Source organism: Pseudoalteromonas sp. NZS100 (assembly GCF_015864815.1).
GTDB classification, from domain to species: Bacteria; Pseudomonadota; Gammaproteobacteria; order Enterobacterales; family Alteromonadaceae; genus Pseudoalteromonas; species Pseudoalteromonas distincta.
Genome location: NZ_JADYWM010000015.1, coordinates 1 through 18,168, shown reverse-complemented (window position 1 = coordinate 18,168; position 18,168 = coordinate 1). Strand labels below are relative to the sequence as shown.

Annotated in this window: 13 protein-coding genes; 6 read left to right on the top strand and 7 right to left on the bottom strand. The window is 38.7% G+C overall.

Annotation, left to right across the window (positions count from 1 at the left end):
• The first annotated feature begins 130 nt into the window (after nucleotides 1–130).
• Nucleotides 131–2,287: a prolyl oligopeptidase family protein gene (locus I6E69_RS14810; protein ID WP_197121552.1), complete on the top strand. Its 2,157-nt coding sequence runs from the start codon at nucleotides 131–133 to the stop codon at nucleotides 2,285–2,287.
• A gap of 98 nt (nucleotides 2,288–2,385) precedes the next feature.
• Here I6E69_RS14810 and I6E69_RS14805 read toward each other — a convergent pair whose 3' ends face one another.
• The gene (locus I6E69_RS14805; protein WP_138489232.1) at nucleotides 2,386–3,678 is read right to left on the bottom strand and encodes an anti-phage deoxyguanosine triphosphatase; all 1,293 of its coding nucleotides are present in this window, start codon (nucleotides 3,676–3,678) and stop codon (nucleotides 2,386–2,388) included.
• Between the two features lie 248 nt (nucleotides 3,679–3,926).
• Here I6E69_RS14805 and I6E69_RS14800 point away from each other — a divergent pair, with 248 nt between their 5' ends.
• Nucleotides 3,927–4,733 (top strand): glucosaminidase domain-containing protein, encoded by an 807-nt coding sequence (locus tag I6E69_RS14800; RefSeq protein ID WP_197121551.1) that lies wholly within the window; start codon nucleotides 3,927–3,929, stop codon nucleotides 4,731–4,733.
• Nucleotides 4,726–5,394, top strand: coding sequence for a DUF2987 domain-containing protein (locus tag I6E69_RS14795; protein ID WP_269435729.1), 669 nt, complete (start codon nucleotides 4,726–4,728; stop codon nucleotides 5,392–5,394). The genes I6E69_RS14800 and I6E69_RS14795 overlap by 8 nt, the downstream gene beginning before the upstream one ends.
• A gap of 64 nt (nucleotides 5,395–5,458) precedes the next feature.
• Here the strand turns inward: I6E69_RS14795 and I6E69_RS14790 are convergent, their stop codons facing one another.
• The 3 genes from I6E69_RS14790 to I6E69_RS14780 all read right to left on the bottom strand — a co-directional run bounded on the left by I6E69_RS14790 (nucleotide 5,459) and on the right by I6E69_RS14780 (nucleotide 9,221).
• The gene (locus tag I6E69_RS14790; protein WP_002959786.1) at nucleotides 5,459–6,463 is read right to left on the bottom strand and encodes a LacI family DNA-binding transcriptional regulator; all 1,005 of its coding nucleotides are present in this window, start codon (nucleotides 6,461–6,463) and stop codon (nucleotides 5,459–5,461) included.
• Between the two features lie 62 nt (nucleotides 6,464–6,525).
• Nucleotides 6,526–7,848 carry a glycoside-pentoside-hexuronide (GPH):cation symporter gene (locus I6E69_RS14785; protein WP_182696453.1) on the bottom strand — a complete coding sequence of 441 codons (1,323 nt, stop codon included), beginning with the start codon at nucleotides 7,846–7,848 and terminating at the stop codon, nucleotides 6,526–6,528.
• Between the two features lie 44 nt (nucleotides 7,849–7,892).
• Nucleotides 7,893–9,221 carry a GH1 family beta-glucosidase gene (locus I6E69_RS14780; RefSeq protein WP_197121550.1) on the bottom strand — a complete coding sequence of 443 codons (1,329 nt, stop codon included), beginning with the start codon at nucleotides 9,219–9,221 and terminating at the stop codon, nucleotides 7,893–7,895.
• 268 nt (nucleotides 9,222–9,489) lie between these two features.
• Here I6E69_RS14780 and I6E69_RS14775 point away from each other — a divergent pair, with 268 nt between their 5' ends.
• Nucleotides 9,490–10,764 carry a sugar MFS transporter gene (locus I6E69_RS14775; protein WP_138489229.1) on the top strand — a complete coding sequence of 425 codons (1,275 nt, stop codon included), beginning with the start codon at nucleotides 9,490–9,492 and terminating at the stop codon, nucleotides 10,762–10,764.
• Nucleotides 10,764–13,316 (top strand): exo 1,3/1,4-beta-D-glucan glucohydrolase, encoded by a 2,553-nt coding sequence (locus tag I6E69_RS14770; RefSeq protein WP_197121549.1) that lies wholly within the window; start codon nucleotides 10,764–10,766, stop codon nucleotides 13,314–13,316. The genes I6E69_RS14775 and I6E69_RS14770 overlap by 1 nt, the downstream gene beginning before the upstream one ends.
• A 189-nt stretch (nucleotides 13,317–13,505) precedes the next feature.
• Here I6E69_RS14770 and I6E69_RS14765 read toward each other — a convergent pair whose 3' ends face one another.
• A complete protein-coding gene (locus tag I6E69_RS14765; protein ID WP_002959792.1) occupies nucleotides 13,506–14,459 on the bottom strand; it encodes a GGDEF domain-containing protein in 954 nt (317 codons plus the stop codon).
• Nucleotides 14,460–14,813: 354 nt separating this feature from the next.
• Complete coding sequence (locus I6E69_RS14760; protein WP_197121548.1) at nucleotides 14,814–15,704, bottom strand: TIGR01777 family oxidoreductase; 891 nt, start codon at nucleotides 15,702–15,704, stop codon at nucleotides 14,814–14,816.
• Nucleotides 15,705–15,874: 170 nt separating this feature from the next.
• Here I6E69_RS14760 and I6E69_RS14755 point away from each other — a divergent pair, with 170 nt between their 5' ends.
• A complete protein-coding gene (locus I6E69_RS14755; protein WP_002959797.1) occupies nucleotides 15,875–16,912 on the top strand; it encodes an AI-2E family transporter in 1,038 nt (345 codons plus the stop codon).
• Between the two features lie 69 nt (nucleotides 16,913–16,981).
• Here I6E69_RS14755 and I6E69_RS14750 read toward each other — a convergent pair whose 3' ends face one another.
• Complete coding sequence (locus tag I6E69_RS14750; RefSeq protein ID WP_197121547.1) at nucleotides 16,982–18,061, bottom strand: FAD-dependent oxidoreductase; 1,080 nt, start codon at nucleotides 18,059–18,061, stop codon at nucleotides 16,982–16,984.
• Between the last annotated feature and the right edge of the window lie 107 nt (nucleotides 18,062–18,168).

The window sequence follows — 18,168 nt, the reverse complement described above, 5'->3', positions numbered from 1 at the left end:
GGTCGTGCTATTAAAGCGTAAGTTTACATTTGTTTACAGCGATAAATGGCGCTTAACGCATCTAAATAGACAAAAGGGCTAAAAGTTAATAACTTAGGCGCACTATTAATAAATAAGAATGGAACTCGGGATGTTTAAACATACTCTAGCGTGTGCTGTAATTGTAGCGCTTAGCGGCTGTTCAGAGCCAACTAATACGGTAACTCAAGAAGAAGTAAAAGCACCTATGAAGCAAGTTAACGCAGTTATATACCCAGAAACAAAAAAAGGCGATGTAGTAGATACCTACTTTGAAGAAGCCGTTAGTGACCCATATCGTTGGCTTGAAGATGATATGAGCAACGAAACTGCCGATTGGGTTAAAACGCAAAACAATTTAACGTTTTCTTATTTAGAACAAATTCCTTATCGCGATAAGTTAAAACAGCGCCTTGAAAAACTAATGAATTACGAAAAAGTAGGCGCTCCTTTTACTGAAGGCGATTACACCTATTTTTATAAAAACGATGGTCTGCAAAATCAATATGTTTTATATCGCAGTAAAGATGGCGGCGACGTTGAAGTATTTTTAGATCCAAACAAGTTTAGTGAAGATGGTACGACGTCTATGTCGGGTTTATCGTTTTCAAAAGATGGATCATTGCTCGCGTATCAAATATCTGAAGGTGGTAGCGATTGGCGTAAAATTATAGTTATTGATACAAAAACTAAAGAGCAAGTTGAAGAAGCACTTGTTGATGTTAAATTTAGTGGCATAGATTGGTTAGGTAACGAAGGTTTTTATTATTCAAGTTACGAAAAACCTAAAGGCAGTGAACTCTCGGCTAAAACAGATCAGCATAAAGCGTATTACCATAAGTTAGGTACTGCACAATCTACTGATAGTGTTGTATTTGGTGAAACTGATGAGCAAAAACATCGCTATGTAGGCGCTGATGTAACTCATGACGGCCGCTACTTACTTATTTCGGCAAGTACGTCTACTTCAGGCAATAAGCTGTTTATAAAAGATTTAACAAAAGAAAACAGTGAGTTTGTAACGGTTGTAGGAAATACTGATTCAGATACATCAGTTATTGATAACGAAGGCAGCAAGCTGTTTTTAGTTACTAACCTTAATGCACCAAACAAAAAAGTAGTGACGGTTGATGCAAGCAACCCAAGCCCAGAAAATTGGGTTGATTTAATTCCTGAAACCAAAAACGTACTAAATCTTACAAAAGGTGGCGATACCTTTTTTGCCAACTACATGGTTGATGCTATTTCGCAGGTAAAACAGTACAACAAAAAAGGCGAGCTAATTCGCGAAATTACATTACCAGGCGTGGGTACAGCACGCGGTTTTGGCGGTAAAAAAGATCAAACAACGCTTTATTATTCGTTCACTAACTACAAAACACCAGGTACTACTTATACGTTTGATGTAGCTACGGGTGAATCGGGTGTTTATCGTAAGTCGGCTATTGATTTTAATAGTGATGATTACACGTCTGAGCAGGTGTTTTACACATCTAAAGACGGTACTAAAATACCGATGGTAATTACCTATAAAACAGGCATTAAGCTTGATGGTTCAAACCCTACAATTTTATACGGTTACGGTGGTTTTAATATTAGTTTAACGCCAAGCTTCAGCCCCGTTAATGCAGTATGGCTTGAGCAAGGTGGTGTATACGCCGTCGCTAATATTCGCGGTGGTGGTGAGTACGGTAAAGATTGGCACAATGCCGGCACTAAATTGCAAAAGCAAAATGTGTTTGACGACTTTATTGCCGCAGCTGAGTATTTAAAAGATAAAAAGTACACATCTAAAAAGCGCTTAGCACTTCGCGGTGGATCTAATGGTGGTTTGTTAGTTGGCGCAGTGATGACGCAGCGCCCAGACCTATTCCAAGTAGCTCTACCTGCTGTAGGCGTACTTGATATGCTGCGCTACCATACATTTACTGCGGGCGCTGGTTGGGCATACGACTACGGTACCAGTGAGCAAAGCAAAGAAATGTTTGAATACATTAAAGGTTATTCACCACTTCATAATGTAAAGGCAGGTGTTGAGTATCCAGCGACTATGATCACAACTGGCGATCATGATGACCGCGTTGTCCCTTCGCATTCGTTTAAGTTTGCCGCTGAGCTTCAAGCAAAACAAACGGGTAATAATCCAACGCTTATTCGTATAGAAACCAATGCGGGGCATGGCGCAGGTACACCAACGAGTAAAACAATTGAGCAGTATGCTGATATATTTGGTTTTACGTTATACAACATGGGTGTAGAGTCGTTATAAAAGCGCTTTAACCAAATAGCTAACTTTAATAGCTAAGCAAAAAGGCCGAGTAAATTAACCTTACTCGGCCTTTTCAATGTTTGCTAGTTAGCAGTTAGCTACTGCATAGGTGAAAACAATCGTTGGTATGTTTTATAGGCGTACTCGTCGGTCATTCCACTCAAATAATCGCAAATTATACGCATCCCTTGGTTTTGCTTTTGCGCTTCTATGTATTGTGCTTGTGTTGTTTCGGGCAATAAACGCAGCGGATCGCTAGCAAACGCGGTAAATAACTCTATTAGTAAGTTTTGACCTTTAAACTCTATTTGCTGCATTTCGGGGTCGCGTATTAAACGTTGAAACACAAAATGCTTAAGTATTTGCAATACACTGTCGTATTGGGCATCTAATTTAGCGGTGTACTTTAAAATAGGGCATTCAAAGTTATCGTTTTGAATATCCAAATGTATATGAATAATAAAGGTATTAACCAGCTCACCTATGGCATCTTTTCGCTCATAATCATTTTTTGAAAACAAGCGCTGGGTCAGCGATTCAAGTATGGCGTTTAGCCAGTCAAAGTTTAGTGTTTTTAAATGGGGCAGAGCATGAGTTTGCCAATCGTCTAATGTGAGTACGTGGGTTGCAATGGCATCTTCTAAGTCGTGTACCGCGTATGCTATATCGTCGGCATGCTCCATTATGGCGCTGTCGAGCGATTTATACGTTGTTTTAGCGCGGTACTTATCAATAGCAGCATTGTTACCCAGCAACGTTTTATCGTTTTGACTCAGTGGTTCTACTATCCAATTGAATATGGCTGCATCGTCGTTGTATAACCCTTTGGCAGGTCGCCAATCATCTGCTTTTATAAATGCACGACCGGTTGTGGCATCGGGAATGGTATGCCAAAGCGTATTAATAAACGCGGGGTATTTTATAAAACCTAATAAAGTACGACGAGTTAGGTTCATGCCGTGCCCATTACTGTAGGGCTCAAGTTTTGCAACTATGCGCAGTGTTTGTGCGTTACCTTCAAAACCACCGTGATCGCGCATCATGTAATTTAGCGCTATTTCACCACCATGACCAAAAGGCGGATGGCCAATATCGTGCGCCAAACACAATGTTTCGAGCAGTCCGGTTGATGGAAAGTGCGTAAAGTCGCTATGTTGCGCTTTTAAGTGGCGCAATATGCCAGTACCAATTTGCGATACTTCTAAAGAGTGGGTAAGGCGAGTGCGGTAAAAGTCGTTTAGGCCAATGCCCATAATTTGGGTTTTAGCTTGCAAACGCCTAAATGCAGCTGCATGAATAATACGCGAACGATCGACCTGCCACGGTGAGCGATTATCGTTAGGACGATGTTTATATTGCTCTATTATTCGGCTTTGCCATTGTTTATCCATACTGCTTACTCACACATAGTTAATATTATTAAACTTTGCTCAGTATACCCATGGACTTATAAATTGCGAATGAACAAATGCACTACATAGGCTCTGTTTTATCTAAAACCCAAATACATTGCTGAAAATTCAACCGTAAAAGGTCATCAAACCCCAGTTATTCGCGTTTATAAAGTGGCTTAGGTATAATGCGCCTTCGTATGCTTGTGTATTAACCATGCATAGTTGTTGTTTCAAAGAGAGAATACATGTTAAAAACGATTTTTAAGCTTTTACTAACCGTGTTTTTTGTATGGGCGCTTGCTTACCCGTTTATACAAAGTGACGATGTTGAACTAGATGAACAAACGTCAGAACAACCAAAAAAAGTGAAGAAAAAAGAAAAACCATTACATAATGTAAAACTGCCAAAGTTTTCAGAATTTAGTGATGTTAAAGAAAAAAAACATGCATTTTTTAGCTTTATTCGTCCGCACGTTGAAGCCGAAAACAAAAAAATATTACAGCAACGCGCTAAGCTTGAAATAGCACGCATGATGCTTGAGGGTAACGAGCCACTTCAATCTAAACAAAGCAAAGATATTGCAGCAATATTAAAGTCGTACGGCTTACCAACCACCATTGATACGCTAATACTTACGCAAGCACTACGCCGTGTTGATATAATTCCTAAAGAATTAGCGCTTATGCAAGCTGCGAATGAATCTGCGTGGGGCACATCGCGTTTTGCACGTATTGGCCTTAACTTTTTTGGTCAGTGGTGTTACACAAAAGGTTGTGGCATGGTACCAAAACGCCGTAATACTGGATCGGCACACGAAGTTGCTGCGTTTAAATCGGTAAGAGCTGCTATAAACTCTTACTTTAAAAACATAAATACGCATCCTGCTTATAAAGATTTGCGCGCAATACGTGAAAACTTACGTCTTGAGCAAAAACCAATTTTAGCGACTGAACTTACACACGGTTTAATGTCTTACTCTGAGCGCGGTGAAGCGTATATAGAAGAGCTAAACACGATGATTAGCCAAAATAGAGCCTACTTTGATGAATAAATACATTTTTAATTGCACCAACGCCATTGCGTTAGTGCTGCTGGGCATGAGTGCATTTAATGTTAATGCAAGAGAATTTGTGATGTCGTATGACGGTTTTTATGACCGATTAAAAGTTGTTAACAAAGGCGATTTTCAATATGCGCGAGTTAATTTTTATATAAGTGATATAGCAACTAACGAAGCGTGTGCCATTAAAAGCGGCACTATTTTAACTGAAAGAAACGAGTACCCACTTAACTTCACCGATAAAGCACAATTACTATTACCGTTCGATAAGCAACTTGATACAGATAAAGCCGTCATTGTGGTGCAGCCACAAAATCCAGATCATGATTGCCAATTAAAACTTCAAATAGAAGCAAACGAACTTGAAGATTTAACGTTTTCAAAGCAGTCGTTATATATCATTAACGAAGAACTTGATGAGCTGTTAACTGATTTGTCGGGCTTTTTTGTAAGTAAATTAATGTGGTTTTTATTACCAGAGCAAAAGGGCGTAGCAGTTACATTTAAAAGCCCAATGCAATTTGATGATAAGAGCATAACGTGTGAAAAGTCAGTGTGTTATTTTGCAGTTAAAGATAGCTGGGAAGATGATACTGCAGTGCTTGGCGATATATCGCAGGTTATTAAAGTAACGCCTTGGATTGTTAAGTAGCCCACATATAAAAAGCGGCATTTAGCCGCTTTTTTGTACCAAAATTAGTATTCGCTTTTAGTCTTTACTTGATAAGTGGTGCAGATGAATCGCGCTGCATTAAAGTAGGTTCAAAAAAGCGATTTATAACAAGGTTTTTATTTTGATAAACATCTTTAAGCACTAATTTAGCAGCCATTTCGCCCATTTTTCCGATCGGATTATCAATCGTCGTGAGTGTAGGGTACAGGTAGTTTGCAAAAATAACGTTATCAAATCCAACAATCGATAAATCGTTTGGTAAATTATAACCGTGCTCTCGAGCATATTTCATAGCACCGGAAGCCATTTCGTCATTGGCGCACACTAGTGCAGTAAAACTGAGCTTTTCATCAATAAAATGTTTTAAGCCTTTACTACCACCGGTTTCGTTAAAGTCCCCAATGTAATAAAGCGCAGGATCAAATTTAATACCAGCCTCTGTGAGTGCTTGTTTATGACCCTCTAAGCGGTTAAAAGCATCGGCTTTGAACTGCGGACCTGCAATGTACGCTATTTGTGTATGGCCTTGATTTAATATCGATTTAGTGGCTAGGTAACCACCTAATTGATTATCTAAACTGATACAGTTATCTTTTAATTGCTCTACGTAACGGCTCATTAAATAAACGGGCGTAGAGCCTTTACTTAGTTTTATTAGGTAGTCGTCAGAAACGGCTTCTACGTGCAAAATAATGGCATCGCAGCGTCTGCTAATTAAAAACTCAATGCCTTCTTGTTCTTTGTCTTCTTCACTGTGCCCGGTGGTAATAATAACGTGTTTACCCGCAGCTCGAAGCTCCGACTCAATACCTGCCATCATTTGGGCAAAGAAAGGACCATGTAACTCAGACACTAAAATACCGACACTGTTAGTACAGTTAGAGGCTAAAGATTGCGCTATTGAGTTAGGCTTGTAGCCAAGCTGCTCCATGGCATCAAGCACTTTTTGTTTGGTTTTATCGCTTACACGGGTATTTTTGTTCATCACGCGAGAAACGGTGGCTAACGATACGCCCGCAAGCTCTGAAACTTGATAAATTGTTGCCATGTTATTTGTTCACTCGCTTATCCTTAACTACTTCGGCTAAATAATACCTTAGAGTATATATCTTAACTAGCTGTTAGTTTAGATTGAATATTTTCAACAACCTGATTAGTCAGTGTATATTTTTTCATTATGTAGGCAACAAATAATGAGCCAAAAGCAGGTAGTACAGTGAATGACAGTAAAATACCGTGTTGGGTATCAAGCGTTTGTACTGCATCGGCCTGATAACTGTAAAAAGATAATAACCAGCCTGCAATTGCGCCGCCTACCGCCACGCCCATTTTAATAAAAAATATAACGCCTGAATAAACTAAACCCGTAATGCGTACACCTGTTTTTTCATGCCCATAATCTATGGTGTCGGCCATTTTTGCCCACAACAACGGGGTTGCCATATCTAAAAAGAATTTCCATAAAATAAAGGCAGTAAATGCGAGTACTAATTGATCTTTACTAATAAAGTAACTAAAACCACAAATAGCGGCAGCAATAACTTGTAAGCTTATATAGGCTTTTATCTTACAAAAGCGCTTTGCAAGCGGTTGAGCTAAAGCACACCCTAGCATGCTTGCTGCAACGCCTAGTGTCATAAATAAGGTGATTAAATCGTCTCGACCTAAATAGTATTTTACGTAGTAAACAGCAAGCGTAAGCCTTAATACTTGACCGGTAAGTAAAAAAAACGCAGCTAAGCAAAGTGTTCGCCATTGATCGTTTTTAATTAATGCTTTAACACTTTGGGCAAAAGGAATGTTTTGCTCTTTTGGCTGTTGTATACGCTCTTTTGTGCCTAAAAAACAAAGTAAAAAAAGTACAAAGCCTAAAATGCTCATTGCAGTCATGGTGTATTGATAGCCCTTAGCTGCATCGCCTTGGCCAAAGTACTCAACCATTGGCATAGTACAACCCGCTACTATTACGCCGCCTAACATACCAAATACAAAGCGGTAAGACTGAATAGTCACGCGCTCTTTTACATCTGCAGTAAGTACACCGCCCAGTGCACAATAAGGAATATTGATAGCGGTGTAAGCTACCATAAGAAGTGTGTAAGTAGTAAAGGCGTAAATTATTTTATCGGTGCCTTCTAAATCAGGCGTAGTAAACGCTAAAATACTTATAATGGCAAAAGGAAGCGAAAGCCAAAGTAGGTAGGGGCGAAAGTGCCCCCAGCGCGTATGTGTTTTGTCAGCAAGGTTGCCCATTAATGGGTCGGTTACGGCATCAAAAATACGTACTGCTAAAAACATAGTACCGACAACAGCGGGTGATAAACCCACTACGTCTGTGTAGTACAGCATTAAAAACATCATAACTGTTTGAAAAATAATATTACTGGCGGTGTCGCCTAAGCCATACGCTATTTTTTCTTTTACACTGACCATGATTATTTATCCCGCTTTATACTTTTTTAGTTATGGGTATGCTCTTATCTTTTAGAGATGAGTTCTTTATAAGCTAAGCCACTGTTTTTAATAGTGCGTTGCTGGGTTTTATAATCTACATACACAATACCAAAACGTTTTAAATAGCCTTCTGCCCATTCAAAGTTATCCATTAGGCTCCAAGCAAAGTAGCCATGTATAACAACACCTTGTTCAATTGCATTATGAACCGCGTTTAAATGAGTATTATAATAACTTAAACGGTCTAAGTCGTTAACTTCACCATTATTATACGTATCGGGCATTGCTGCACCATTTTCGGTTATATAAATAGGCGGTAAGGTGTATGTTTTATTAAGCGATACGAGCAAGTCAGTGAACGATTGCGGGTAAATTTCCCACCCCATATCAGTTAGCGGGCCCGTAGGTGCAATAGGCTCATAAATGTCAGTAGGGTGCGCTTTATAAACTTGGCGGGTATAAAAGTTAATACCTAAGTAATCAATAGATTGAGAAATTAGTTCCATATCGCCCTCAAGAATATCAGGCTGATGGTTTAATGGTAATTGATTAATTATATCAGGATATTGGGCATCAATTATTGGTTTGATATACCACTGATTAAGATAGTCGTCTGCAAATGCAGTGGCTTTTAAGTCTTCATTACTTTGAGTAAGGCTATAACACGGCGTAAAGTTAAGCACTATGCCATTTAAAGTATTAGGCGAGTTTTGCTTTAATACGCTCATAGCGAGTCCGTGGGCTAATAATAAATGATGCGCTGCTTTACGGCCATATTCTTTACCCACTTTACCTGGGGCATGAATACCAATTTCGTAACCTAAAAACGCACTACAAAATGGTTCATTCAATGTGGCATAAGAGTGAACGCGATCGCCAAAGGCTTTGGTAATTAAATTTACGTAATGTTCAAAAGCATAAGCTGTTTGTCTGTTAAGCCAACCGCCTTCATCTTCAAGGTGTTGCGGTAAATCCCAGTGGTACAAAGTAACAAAGGCTTTAATATTGCGACGTTTTAGCTCATCTAAAATATCAGTATAAAACTTCACGCCTACAGGATTTAACTTTGCGTCTTGGGTCATCACGCGCGGCCATGAAATAGAAAGTCTGTAAGCATCTACGCCAAGTGACTCAATAAGGTCTATATCATCACGCCAAAGGTTATAGTGATCGCACGCGGTATGACCGTCTGAGCTATCGACTATTTTATTGGGCGTATCGCAAAAAGTGTCCCAAATACATGGGAGACGATCTTGTGATCCGCCTTCTATTTGAAAAGAAGCCGTGGCCACACCGTATACAAAGTTTTTAGATAAAAGCGGTGAATGGGGTGGTAGTGATAATTTTGTCATTAATAACAAACCTTTTGTTAGTCATTTACAGAGAAATCAGCTCTGTGTTTTTGCTTAATTAATGCTGTATGCGTGGTACAAAAAATAAAAAGTGTTGAAATATACAGCTTGTTCGTATTTAATTGCATATGAAAGCGCTTACATTTAAGGTTAGTGTTTATTAATTCTTAGGTCAACTCTTTAATGCTTCTGGATGGTTTAAAGACAGCTGAAAACTAAAACAGGGCAGCTTAAGAATAGATTTATAATAATAAAATACGGAGAACACATGGCAAGTTCAGCACCAGTGACAACACACACACAGTCGCAAAACTATCAGGATAAAAATTACAGTTTTGCATTAACTTCTTTAACAACATTGTTTTTTATGTGGGGATTTATAACCTGCTTAAATGATATTTTAATCCCACACTTAAAAGCCGTATTTAACTTAACGTATGTACAAGCCATGTTGGTTCAGTTTTGCTTTTTTGGCGCTTACTTTTTAATGTCACTTCCAAGTGGTTATATAGTTAAAAAGGTGGGATATAAAAAAGGGATTGTGATTGGATTATTAATTGCAGCCGTCGGGTGTATATTATTTTACCCAGCAGCATCTTTACATAGTTACCCTGTATTTTTATTCGCTTTATTTGTACTTGCCAGCGGTATAACGTTATTGCAAGTATCTGCTAATCCTTACGTAAGTTTGTTGGGCTCGCCAAAAACTGCGTCATCTCGACTTACGCTTACCCAAGCTTTTAATGCTTTAGGTACTACTGTTGCGCCATCATTTGGTGCTCTGTTAATTCTAGACTCAGCGTCAGAAGCCTTTTTAACACCGGCTCAAAATGCAGAGTCAGTTCAACTTCCTTACCTCCTTTTAGCTGCAATGCTTATTTTACTAGCCGGTATTTTTGCTTGGCTTAAATTACCAGACATTATGAGCGAGCAAAAAGCAGAAGCCGAAAACTCAGAAGCAATTGAAGGCAGTGCTTGGCAGTATCGCCATCTTGTATTAGGTGCTGTGGGTATATTTATGTATGTAGGCGCCGAAGTGGCAATTGGTAGCTTTTTAGTAAGCTTTTTAGCACAAGAAAATATAGCAGGGCTAAAAGAGAATGTTGCAGCTCATTACATCACTTATTATTTTGGTGGTGCTATGGTTGGGCGTTTTATTGGTGCTGCTGTAATGCAAAAACTACCCGCTGGTAAAGTACTTGGCTTTAACGCAACCATGGCTATTATTTTAGTCATTATTGCCATGAGCACGTCGGGTCAATTAGCAATGTGGTCAATACTATTGGTTGGTTTATTCAATTCTATTATGTTCCCCACTATTTTTAGTTTAGCGTTAAATGGACTTGGTAAGCATACCGCTCAAGGCTCTGGTATTTTGTGTTTGGCGATTGTAGGTGGTGCAATAGTGCCACTTTTACAAGGTGCACTTGCTGATAGTGTGGGTGTCCAACTTTCGTATGTTTTACCTATTTTATGTTACATATTTATTGTTTTTTACGGCCTACGAGGCAGCAAACCAGTATTAGTGAAGGAGCCATCATAATGAAAACGACTTTTAAACTTAATGCATTAGCAATTGCAACGTTAGTAGGAAGTGTTACTTCACTAAGCGGATGCACTAACGAAAGCAATGTTGAAAAAGTAAATGTTGAAGCGCAATCAGAGCTTGAGAAAATTTGGCCAAAGCTTTCAATTGCAGTGAAAAAAGACCCTGCTATTGAAGCTCAAATTGTCACGTTTTTAGAAAATATGACGCTTGAGCAAAAAGTAGCGCAAATGATTCAACCAGAAATTCGTGATATTACCGTTGAAGACATGCGTAAATATGGTTTTGGCTCTTACCTTAATGGCGGTGGTGCTTTTCCTAATGGCGATAAGCATGCAACGCCAGAGGATTGGGTTGCACTTGCAGAAAAAATGTATCAAGCATCTATTGATGACTCAGTGGATGGCAGCAAAATTCCAACTATGTGGGGCACCGATGCAGTACATGGTCATAATAACGTAATTGGCGCGACACTTTTTCCACATAATATTGGTTTAGGCGCAGCTAATAACCCAGATTTAATAGAGCAAATAGCGTCTATTACCGCAGTAGAAGTAATGGCTACGGGAATAGATTGGGTATTTGCACCCACTGTAGCAGTAGTACGAGACGACCGATGGGGCAGAACGTACGAAGGCTATTCTGAGGATCCAAAAATTGTTCACGATTACTCAGCAGCGATTGTAAATGGATTGCAAGGTAAAGCCGATGGCGACTTTTTAAGTGATAAGCGCGTTATTAGCACGGTTAAGCATTTTATTGGCGATGGCGGCACTGTTGATGGGGATGATCAGGGAAATAATATAGACAGCGAGCAATCGCTATTTGATATTCATGCTCAAGGTTACGTAGGTGGTTTGTCGGCGGGTAGTCAATCTGTTATGGCGTCTTTTAATAGCTGGAATGGCGTTAAAAATCACGGCAATAAATACTTACTTACAGATGTATTAAAAACACGTATGGGTTTTGATGGTTTTGTAGTGGGAGATTGGAACGGCCATGGGCAAATTAAAGGCTGTACTAACGAAAGCTGCCCAGAAGCGGTAAATGCTGGCCTTGATATTTTTATGGTGCCAACAGGCGCGTGGAAGCCGCTATATGAAAATACAATTGCACAAGTAAATGCAGGTAAAATAAGTATGAGCCGCATTGATGATGCGGTTGCACGTATTTTACGCGTAAAGTTACGCGCTGGGTTATTTGATAAACCAAGTCCGGCTAAGCGTCTTTACTCGGGTAAAACAGAGCTTATTGGCGCGCAAGCGCATCGCGAAGTAGCACGCCAAGCTGTGCGCGAATCGCTTGTATTACTTAAAAATAAAAATAACCTATTACCTATCGCAGCTAATCAACGCGTGCTTGTTGCAGGTGATGGTGCCGATAACATAGGTAAACAGTCGGGTGGTTGGAGTATTACGTGGCAAGGGACTAATAATAAAAATGCAGATTTCCCTGGAGCAACGTCAATTTACAAAGGGCTTGAAGAGCAAATATCTGCAGCAGGTGGAAGTGTTACTTTAAGTGCTGATGGTACGTTTGAACAACGTCCTGATGTTGCCATTGTTGTATTTGGTGAGGAACCTTACGCAGAAGGGCACGGCGATAAAGATAACCTTGAATTTGAGCGCGGAAATAAAAAGTCATTAGCACTTTTAAGCTCGCTAAAAGAGCAAGGCATTCCTGTTGTATCTGTGTTTATTTCAGGTCGACCTATGTGGGTGAACAGCGAACTTAACGCATCTGATGCGTTTGTGGCTGCTTGGTTACCAGGTACAGAAGGTGCGGGTATTGCTGATGTGTTATTAAAAGCGGCAGACGGCACCATCCAAAATAACTTTAAAGGTAAGCTATCGTTTTCTTGGCCTAAATCGGCGGTACAAACTGCGGTTAATAAAGGCGATGAAAATTACGATCCATTACTTCCTTATGGTTTTGGTTTAACGTATGGCGATAAAAATGTGCTAGCTGACGACCTTGATGAAGACTCTAAACTTGATAACTCAGGGCTTACAAGTATGGATATACTTGTTGGTGCACCTGTAGCACCATGGCGCTTATTGTTAAAATCGGGCGATGAGCTTTTAGATGTATCGAGTAGTACCCATGAATTTGGTGCAATTAAATACCGTACTGAGGACAAAACAGTACAAGAAGACGCGCGCCAATTTAACTTCAGCGGTGCAGAAAAAGCCAGTGCTGAAATAGTAACAAGCTTTGCAGAAGATACCATTGCCTACGTTGAAGCAAACAGTGTGATTAGCTTTGATATTAAATTAAACGAGGCACTAACGAACGATGTAGCCCTTGCTATGACTTGTTCTGGTGAGTGTGGTGCAAGCATTGATTTAGCAAACGTCGTGGATAAAACTATTGAAAATAAATGGCAGTCAGTATCAATCGATTTAGGTTGTTTTGCTGATAAGGGTGTTAATTTTGCAAACCTAACAAGCCCATTTAGCTTACACAGCAATGGTAAAGCATCAATTTCTGTGGCTAATATTCAGTTTGTGCCAAATAAAGCAGGCGAAGCTACACTTTCATGTAAGTAGTTTATTAACTCTATTGTGTGTATACCAAAGCCCTTCGAATGAAGGGCTTTTTTTATGTAGATGTTTAATACTAACCTGCATAAATACTTGAGCTAATTGATATAACTAAAAAGGAACAAGTCACTATAAATACAAAGGGTTACCACGTTTTTATAGGAAGAACCTTTTTTATAATAGCTTGTAAAATAATTAACACTGCATTAAGAGGTTTTTTTCGTCAAAGCTAACTACTTTATCTCTGCCGGTTTCTTTAGCAAGATAAAGGCGTTTATCAGCCAACGACAGTAAGTCTTTTACACTCATTTTACCATTTACAGAGTGACTCACTCCCGCGCTCACAGATAGTTTTATATGCGCGTTTTGATAATAAAACGGATGCTTAGAAATATTTTCACGTAAGTGCTCTGCATATTCTTTAGCTGCTCGTAGGGAATAGTCTGGTAGTAATATTGCAAATTCTTCACCGCCTATTCTGGCGCAAATACCCTCATCAATAAATTGCTCTTTTATGTGCTGCGCAATCCATTTAATTGCTTGATCGCCCGTGTCGTGGCCGTACTTATCGTTTACATGCTTAAAAAAGTCGATATCTAAAATAATTATAGATACATTTATATCATTGTTATTAGGCTGTTTAAGGACTGCTTTGGCGTTGTTAAAAAAACCTCTGCGATTAAATAACTGTGTAAGAGAGTCGGTATTGGCAAGGTTCGATAGCGTGTATTCACTATTAGAAAATAACAAAAATGGCAGTATAAGAGCACTCAGTGTGGCTAATAGTAAATGACTAATAAGCACAATTTGCAAAGGGGTTGCTACATCTTGAATACTCGAACTAAGTACCGGTATTGATAGAAATATAGCATTTAAAAACATAACTCCACTGTGCACTAAAAAGCAGGTAATTAACGCCTTTTTCTGGGCTTTAGCAACAAAGCTCATGCTTTTGATTAAATAAGCTGTGTAAATAAATAATCCGGCAATTACTAAACTCGTTAGCATTTTTGCTGCACCGAAAGGATAAATTGCCAATAACAATAAGCTAGAAAAACCAAATATGCAGTAAAGAGGCATTAAGCTAATATTTTGTACGTTTTTGTATTTATATAGTCCAACAATAATTAAAAGTGGGCTAGTAATCATTGAAACATTAGCTAAATAGTGGGTTATTAAAGGAAGATCTATGAATAAGCGCAAACATGCTAGTATTTCGGCTAATGCGAATGTGGCACAGGCTAAACCAAATAATAAAAAAGATGTTTGTTTTTTATATTTATAAATTGAGAGAAAAAATAAGCTTATGAATAAGTTAAGGATAAAAGAGAAGAAGATCACAGTAGGCAAATGAAACATGATTTATTCTCTTTATTATAAAATGATGAAATATATATTTAACTAACTGTTGTAATTATTATGTATTAATAAGAAAAGGTCAATTCAGTTAAAAGGATTGCTTTTTCAATTTTTATATTTTACCTCAAGAATTATTAACGCCCGCTAAACCAAACTCTCTAAAGCTGATTTAATATCAGGATGATGAAAACGATAATTATGAACGAGCGCCTTTTTAGGGACTACAAATTGTCCCGTTGTTAGTAAGTCTGACATTTCACCCATTAATAGTTTAAGTACTGCAGTGGGCATAGTGATAAATGCAGGTCGAGAGAGCGCCTCGCCTAAGCTTTTACTAAATTGAGCATTGCTTACAGGGTTGGGGGCTGTTGCGTTAACAGGGCCTGATATTTCTGGGTGTTTAATAATAAAGAGTATTAGCTGAATCATATCGTCGATGTGTATCCACGACATGCCTTGCTCGCCATTACCAATCGGGCCACCCAAGCATAATTTAAAAGCAGGCAACATTTTTCCAAGTGCACCTCCTTTTTTAGCTAAAACAATACCCGTTCGCAAAAGGCATACTCTGGTTTGTTCTGATTGGGCGAGTAGTGCTGCATTTTCCCAGTCTTTACAAAGCTGGTGGCTAAATTCGTCGTGTGGGCTTTCAAAAGTTTCATCAATAGGATTACTATTTTGTCGACCATAAAAACCAATTGCACTGCCAGATATAAAAGTATGCGGAGCAGTACTACAGGCTTTAATAGCTTCACTAATTTGCTGTGTAATATCAATACGACTGTTTCGTATTATTTGCTTTTGTTTGTCGCTCCAGCGTTTATTTACAATCGGCTCGCCAGCGAGATTAATAACGATATCAACAGTGTTAAAGTCAACATCACTAATGTCACTTACCGCTTTAACTTTGTGGCCTAATAATACGTTTGCTTTAGTCGGATTTCGGCTAAGTACAGTAACAGTATTATGATGAAGTAAAAAAGGGCATAAGTGCTTACCAATTAATCCGGTCGCGCCAGTTATAAATATATGCATTATTCATCCTTACAATAAAATAGAAGCAAGTGATTAAAAAACATACTCGCTAGCAAACAGCTTTGCAAATTTATACGTAAAACAGGCTTTTATGATCACTTCGTAATTATTTCATTTAATTACCTTTTGCCTTACACTGGGACGATATAGTTAATAAAAGGATTAATAAATTGGCAAGTTTAACTGGAGTAAATAAAAGCTTAATAGTTTTTGCTTCCTTAGTGGTCGTACTCGCGGGGATAAAAGCGGCGAGTGTAATTATTATTCCGTTTATTTTGGCGGCATTTATTGCCATTATTTGTAATCCGCTTATTAAGTTTTTTGCGCGCTACAAAATTCCTAAAAGCATTGCTGTTATGTTGGTCGTGCTGATTATAGTTGGCTTGGGGGTAAGCCTTGGCGGGCTTGTAGGGCAATCTATCAACGATTTTTCTCAGCAGCTTCCTGAGTATAAAACACAACTTAAAGAAGAATTTGTATGGCTGGTCGATTTAGCATCTCAATACAACATACTGATCAATAAAGATCAGTTAATTAATATGTTCGACCCTGGCAAAATGGTTGATGTGGCCACTAATATGCTCACTGGGTTAGGTGGCGTAATGGCAAACATGTTTTTAATTATTTTAACGGTTGTTTTTATGCTGTTTGAAGGGCCAATGCTGAGCAAAAAAATACATATGGCACTTGAAGACCCTGATAGTAAAATGAAGCAAATTGACCGCTTTTTAGAATCTATTAATTCATACTTGGCAATTAAAACGCTAGTAAGTTTAGGGACGGGTATTATTGCTGCGTTTTACTTATGGATTTTAGACGTTGACTACTTTGTGCTTTGGGGCGTGTTGGCATTTATGTTCAATTACATTCCAAATATAGGTTCAATTATTGCGGCTGTACCAGCTGTATTACTTGCCCTTATTACTCAAGGCCCATTAGTGGCAGGACTTGTTGCTGCAGGATATTTAACAATAAATACGGTAATGGGTAATATTGTAGAGCCTAAATTTTTGGGCAAAGGGCTGGGTCTTTCAACGTTAGTGGTGTTTTTATCATTAATATTTTGGGGCTGGTTATTAGGTACTGTGGGTATGCTTTTATCTGTTCCATTAACAATGATTGTAAAAATAGCCCTAGAAGCCAGTGCAGAAGGTAAGTGGGTTGCCACTTTACTGGGCAGTGGTGAAGACGTTACTAAAAACAACTAACATTTATAACCATCAAGGGCTGTAAAATTAAAACCCTTGATGGTTAAGTTATCAGTAAATACAGGGCTATTAATTAACAAACGATTTAATAGCGTCATCCACTGCGTATATTGCGCCTTCTAAATATCCTGCTTCTTGTTTTGCAAACTCACTCGCTACAAAATGAATGTTGAGGTTACTTAATTGCTCTTCCAAGTTTGAAAAATCAAACTCTGGGTGCCGTGAAGGCTGAGTTTGATCGTCTCTATTAGCTACAAATTTATCCTCTGCCCAGTCTTTAATAAAGTATCCGGTTGCCTTTTCAGCATCCTTACCATAAAAGTAGCTGAGCTGTTGGGCACAGGCTTGAATTAATTGCTCTTGAGTTACTTGGTTTCGTGATAAGTAGGGGACACCTATAAAGCCAAATAATGCGGCGTAATTACTATCCTCAGCACTGGCATCGTGAATTTCGACCATAGGGCCTACGCGGCTAAAGCATTGCCCAGATAAGTTTTTATCACGCCAAAATGCATGTTCAAAAGTAGCTATAAACTTGGCTTGTCCTGCCATCCATGTAGGTACACTACTAAGGTGGTGTATGAGCGTTGGAGTCGCCCATAGTTCAGGTGTTAAATGCGTTGTAACCATACGAGGAGGAATTGCTGAAATTAATTTGCCAGTAGTAAAGTGCTTTATATTGCCTAAGTGATTAACAGTAACTTGCCAGCTATTATCACCTTTTTTAAGCTCAGTGACATTGTGTTCTAATAACACTGAATCAGGATTAAGTTGCTCACATAAGGCAGTTATTAAGGTATTCATGCCGTGTTTGAGTCTAAATAGTTGCATATCTCCAGCACCTGCAATTTGTTGAGGTTGCTTAGAATTAGGTGCTTGATATAACACATCACCTTTATTGTATTGCTCAAATATACTTAAGTTGAGTGACTTTATTAGCGCTTGAATTTTTGGTTGGTGGGGAAATATCCACGTAGGACCCAAATCAAAACTAACATCGTTATTTTTTGGTGATTGCGCGGCAAAAATTCGGCCACCTAATTGCGATTTAGCTTCTAATAATAAGTACTCAATATTAAGTAGTTGTAATTTATACGCACTGTATAAACCAGCAAGTCCGCCACCTATAATAATTACTGGTTTAGTCATCTGTTTATCCATTAGTTTTTAGCAATCTACTAGGGGCTGTTGATCTTTGTAGTACATATATCAATCAGCCCACATTGGTAGCCACATCATAGTAAATGCTAAAGCGA

Coding starts and splice junctions, on each gene's coding strand:
- I6E69_RS14810 (WP_197121552.1), top strand. CDS start 131: ATGTTTAAACATACTCTAGCGTGTGCTGTAATTGTAGCGCTTAGCGGC.
- I6E69_RS14805 (WP_138489232.1), bottom strand. CDS start 3,678: ATGGATAAACAATGGCAAAGCCGAATAATAGAGCAATATAAACATCGT.
- I6E69_RS14800 (WP_197121551.1), top strand. CDS start 3,927: ATGTTAAAAACGATTTTTAAGCTTTTACTAACCGTGTTTTTTGTATGG.
- I6E69_RS14795 (WP_269435729.1), top strand. CDS start 4,726: ATGAATAAATACATTTTTAATTGCACCAACGCCATTGCGTTAGTGCTG.
- I6E69_RS14790 (WP_002959786.1), bottom strand. CDS start 6,463: ATGGCAACAATTTATCAAGTTTCAGAGCTTGCGGGCGTATCGTTAGCC.
- I6E69_RS14785 (WP_182696453.1), bottom strand. CDS start 7,848: ATGGTCAGTGTAAAAGAAAAAATAGCGTATGGCTTAGGCGACACCGCC.
- I6E69_RS14780 (WP_197121550.1), bottom strand. CDS start 9,221: ATGACAAAATTATCACTACCACCCCATTCACCGCTTTTATCTAAAAAC.
- I6E69_RS14775 (WP_138489229.1), top strand. CDS start 9,490: ATGGCAAGTTCAGCACCAGTGACAACACACACACAGTCGCAAAACTAT.
- I6E69_RS14770 (WP_197121549.1), top strand. CDS start 10,764: ATGAAAACGACTTTTAAACTTAATGCATTAGCAATTGCAACGTTAGTA.
- I6E69_RS14765 (WP_002959792.1), bottom strand. CDS start 14,459: ATGATTACTAGCCCACTTTTAATTATTGTTGGACTATATAAATACAAA.
- I6E69_RS14760 (WP_197121548.1), bottom strand. CDS start 15,704: ATGCATATATTTATAACTGGCGCGACCGGATTAATTGGTAAGCACTTA.
- I6E69_RS14750 (WP_197121547.1), bottom strand. CDS start 18,061: ATGACTAAACCAGTAATTATTATAGGTGGCGGACTTGCTGGTTTATAC.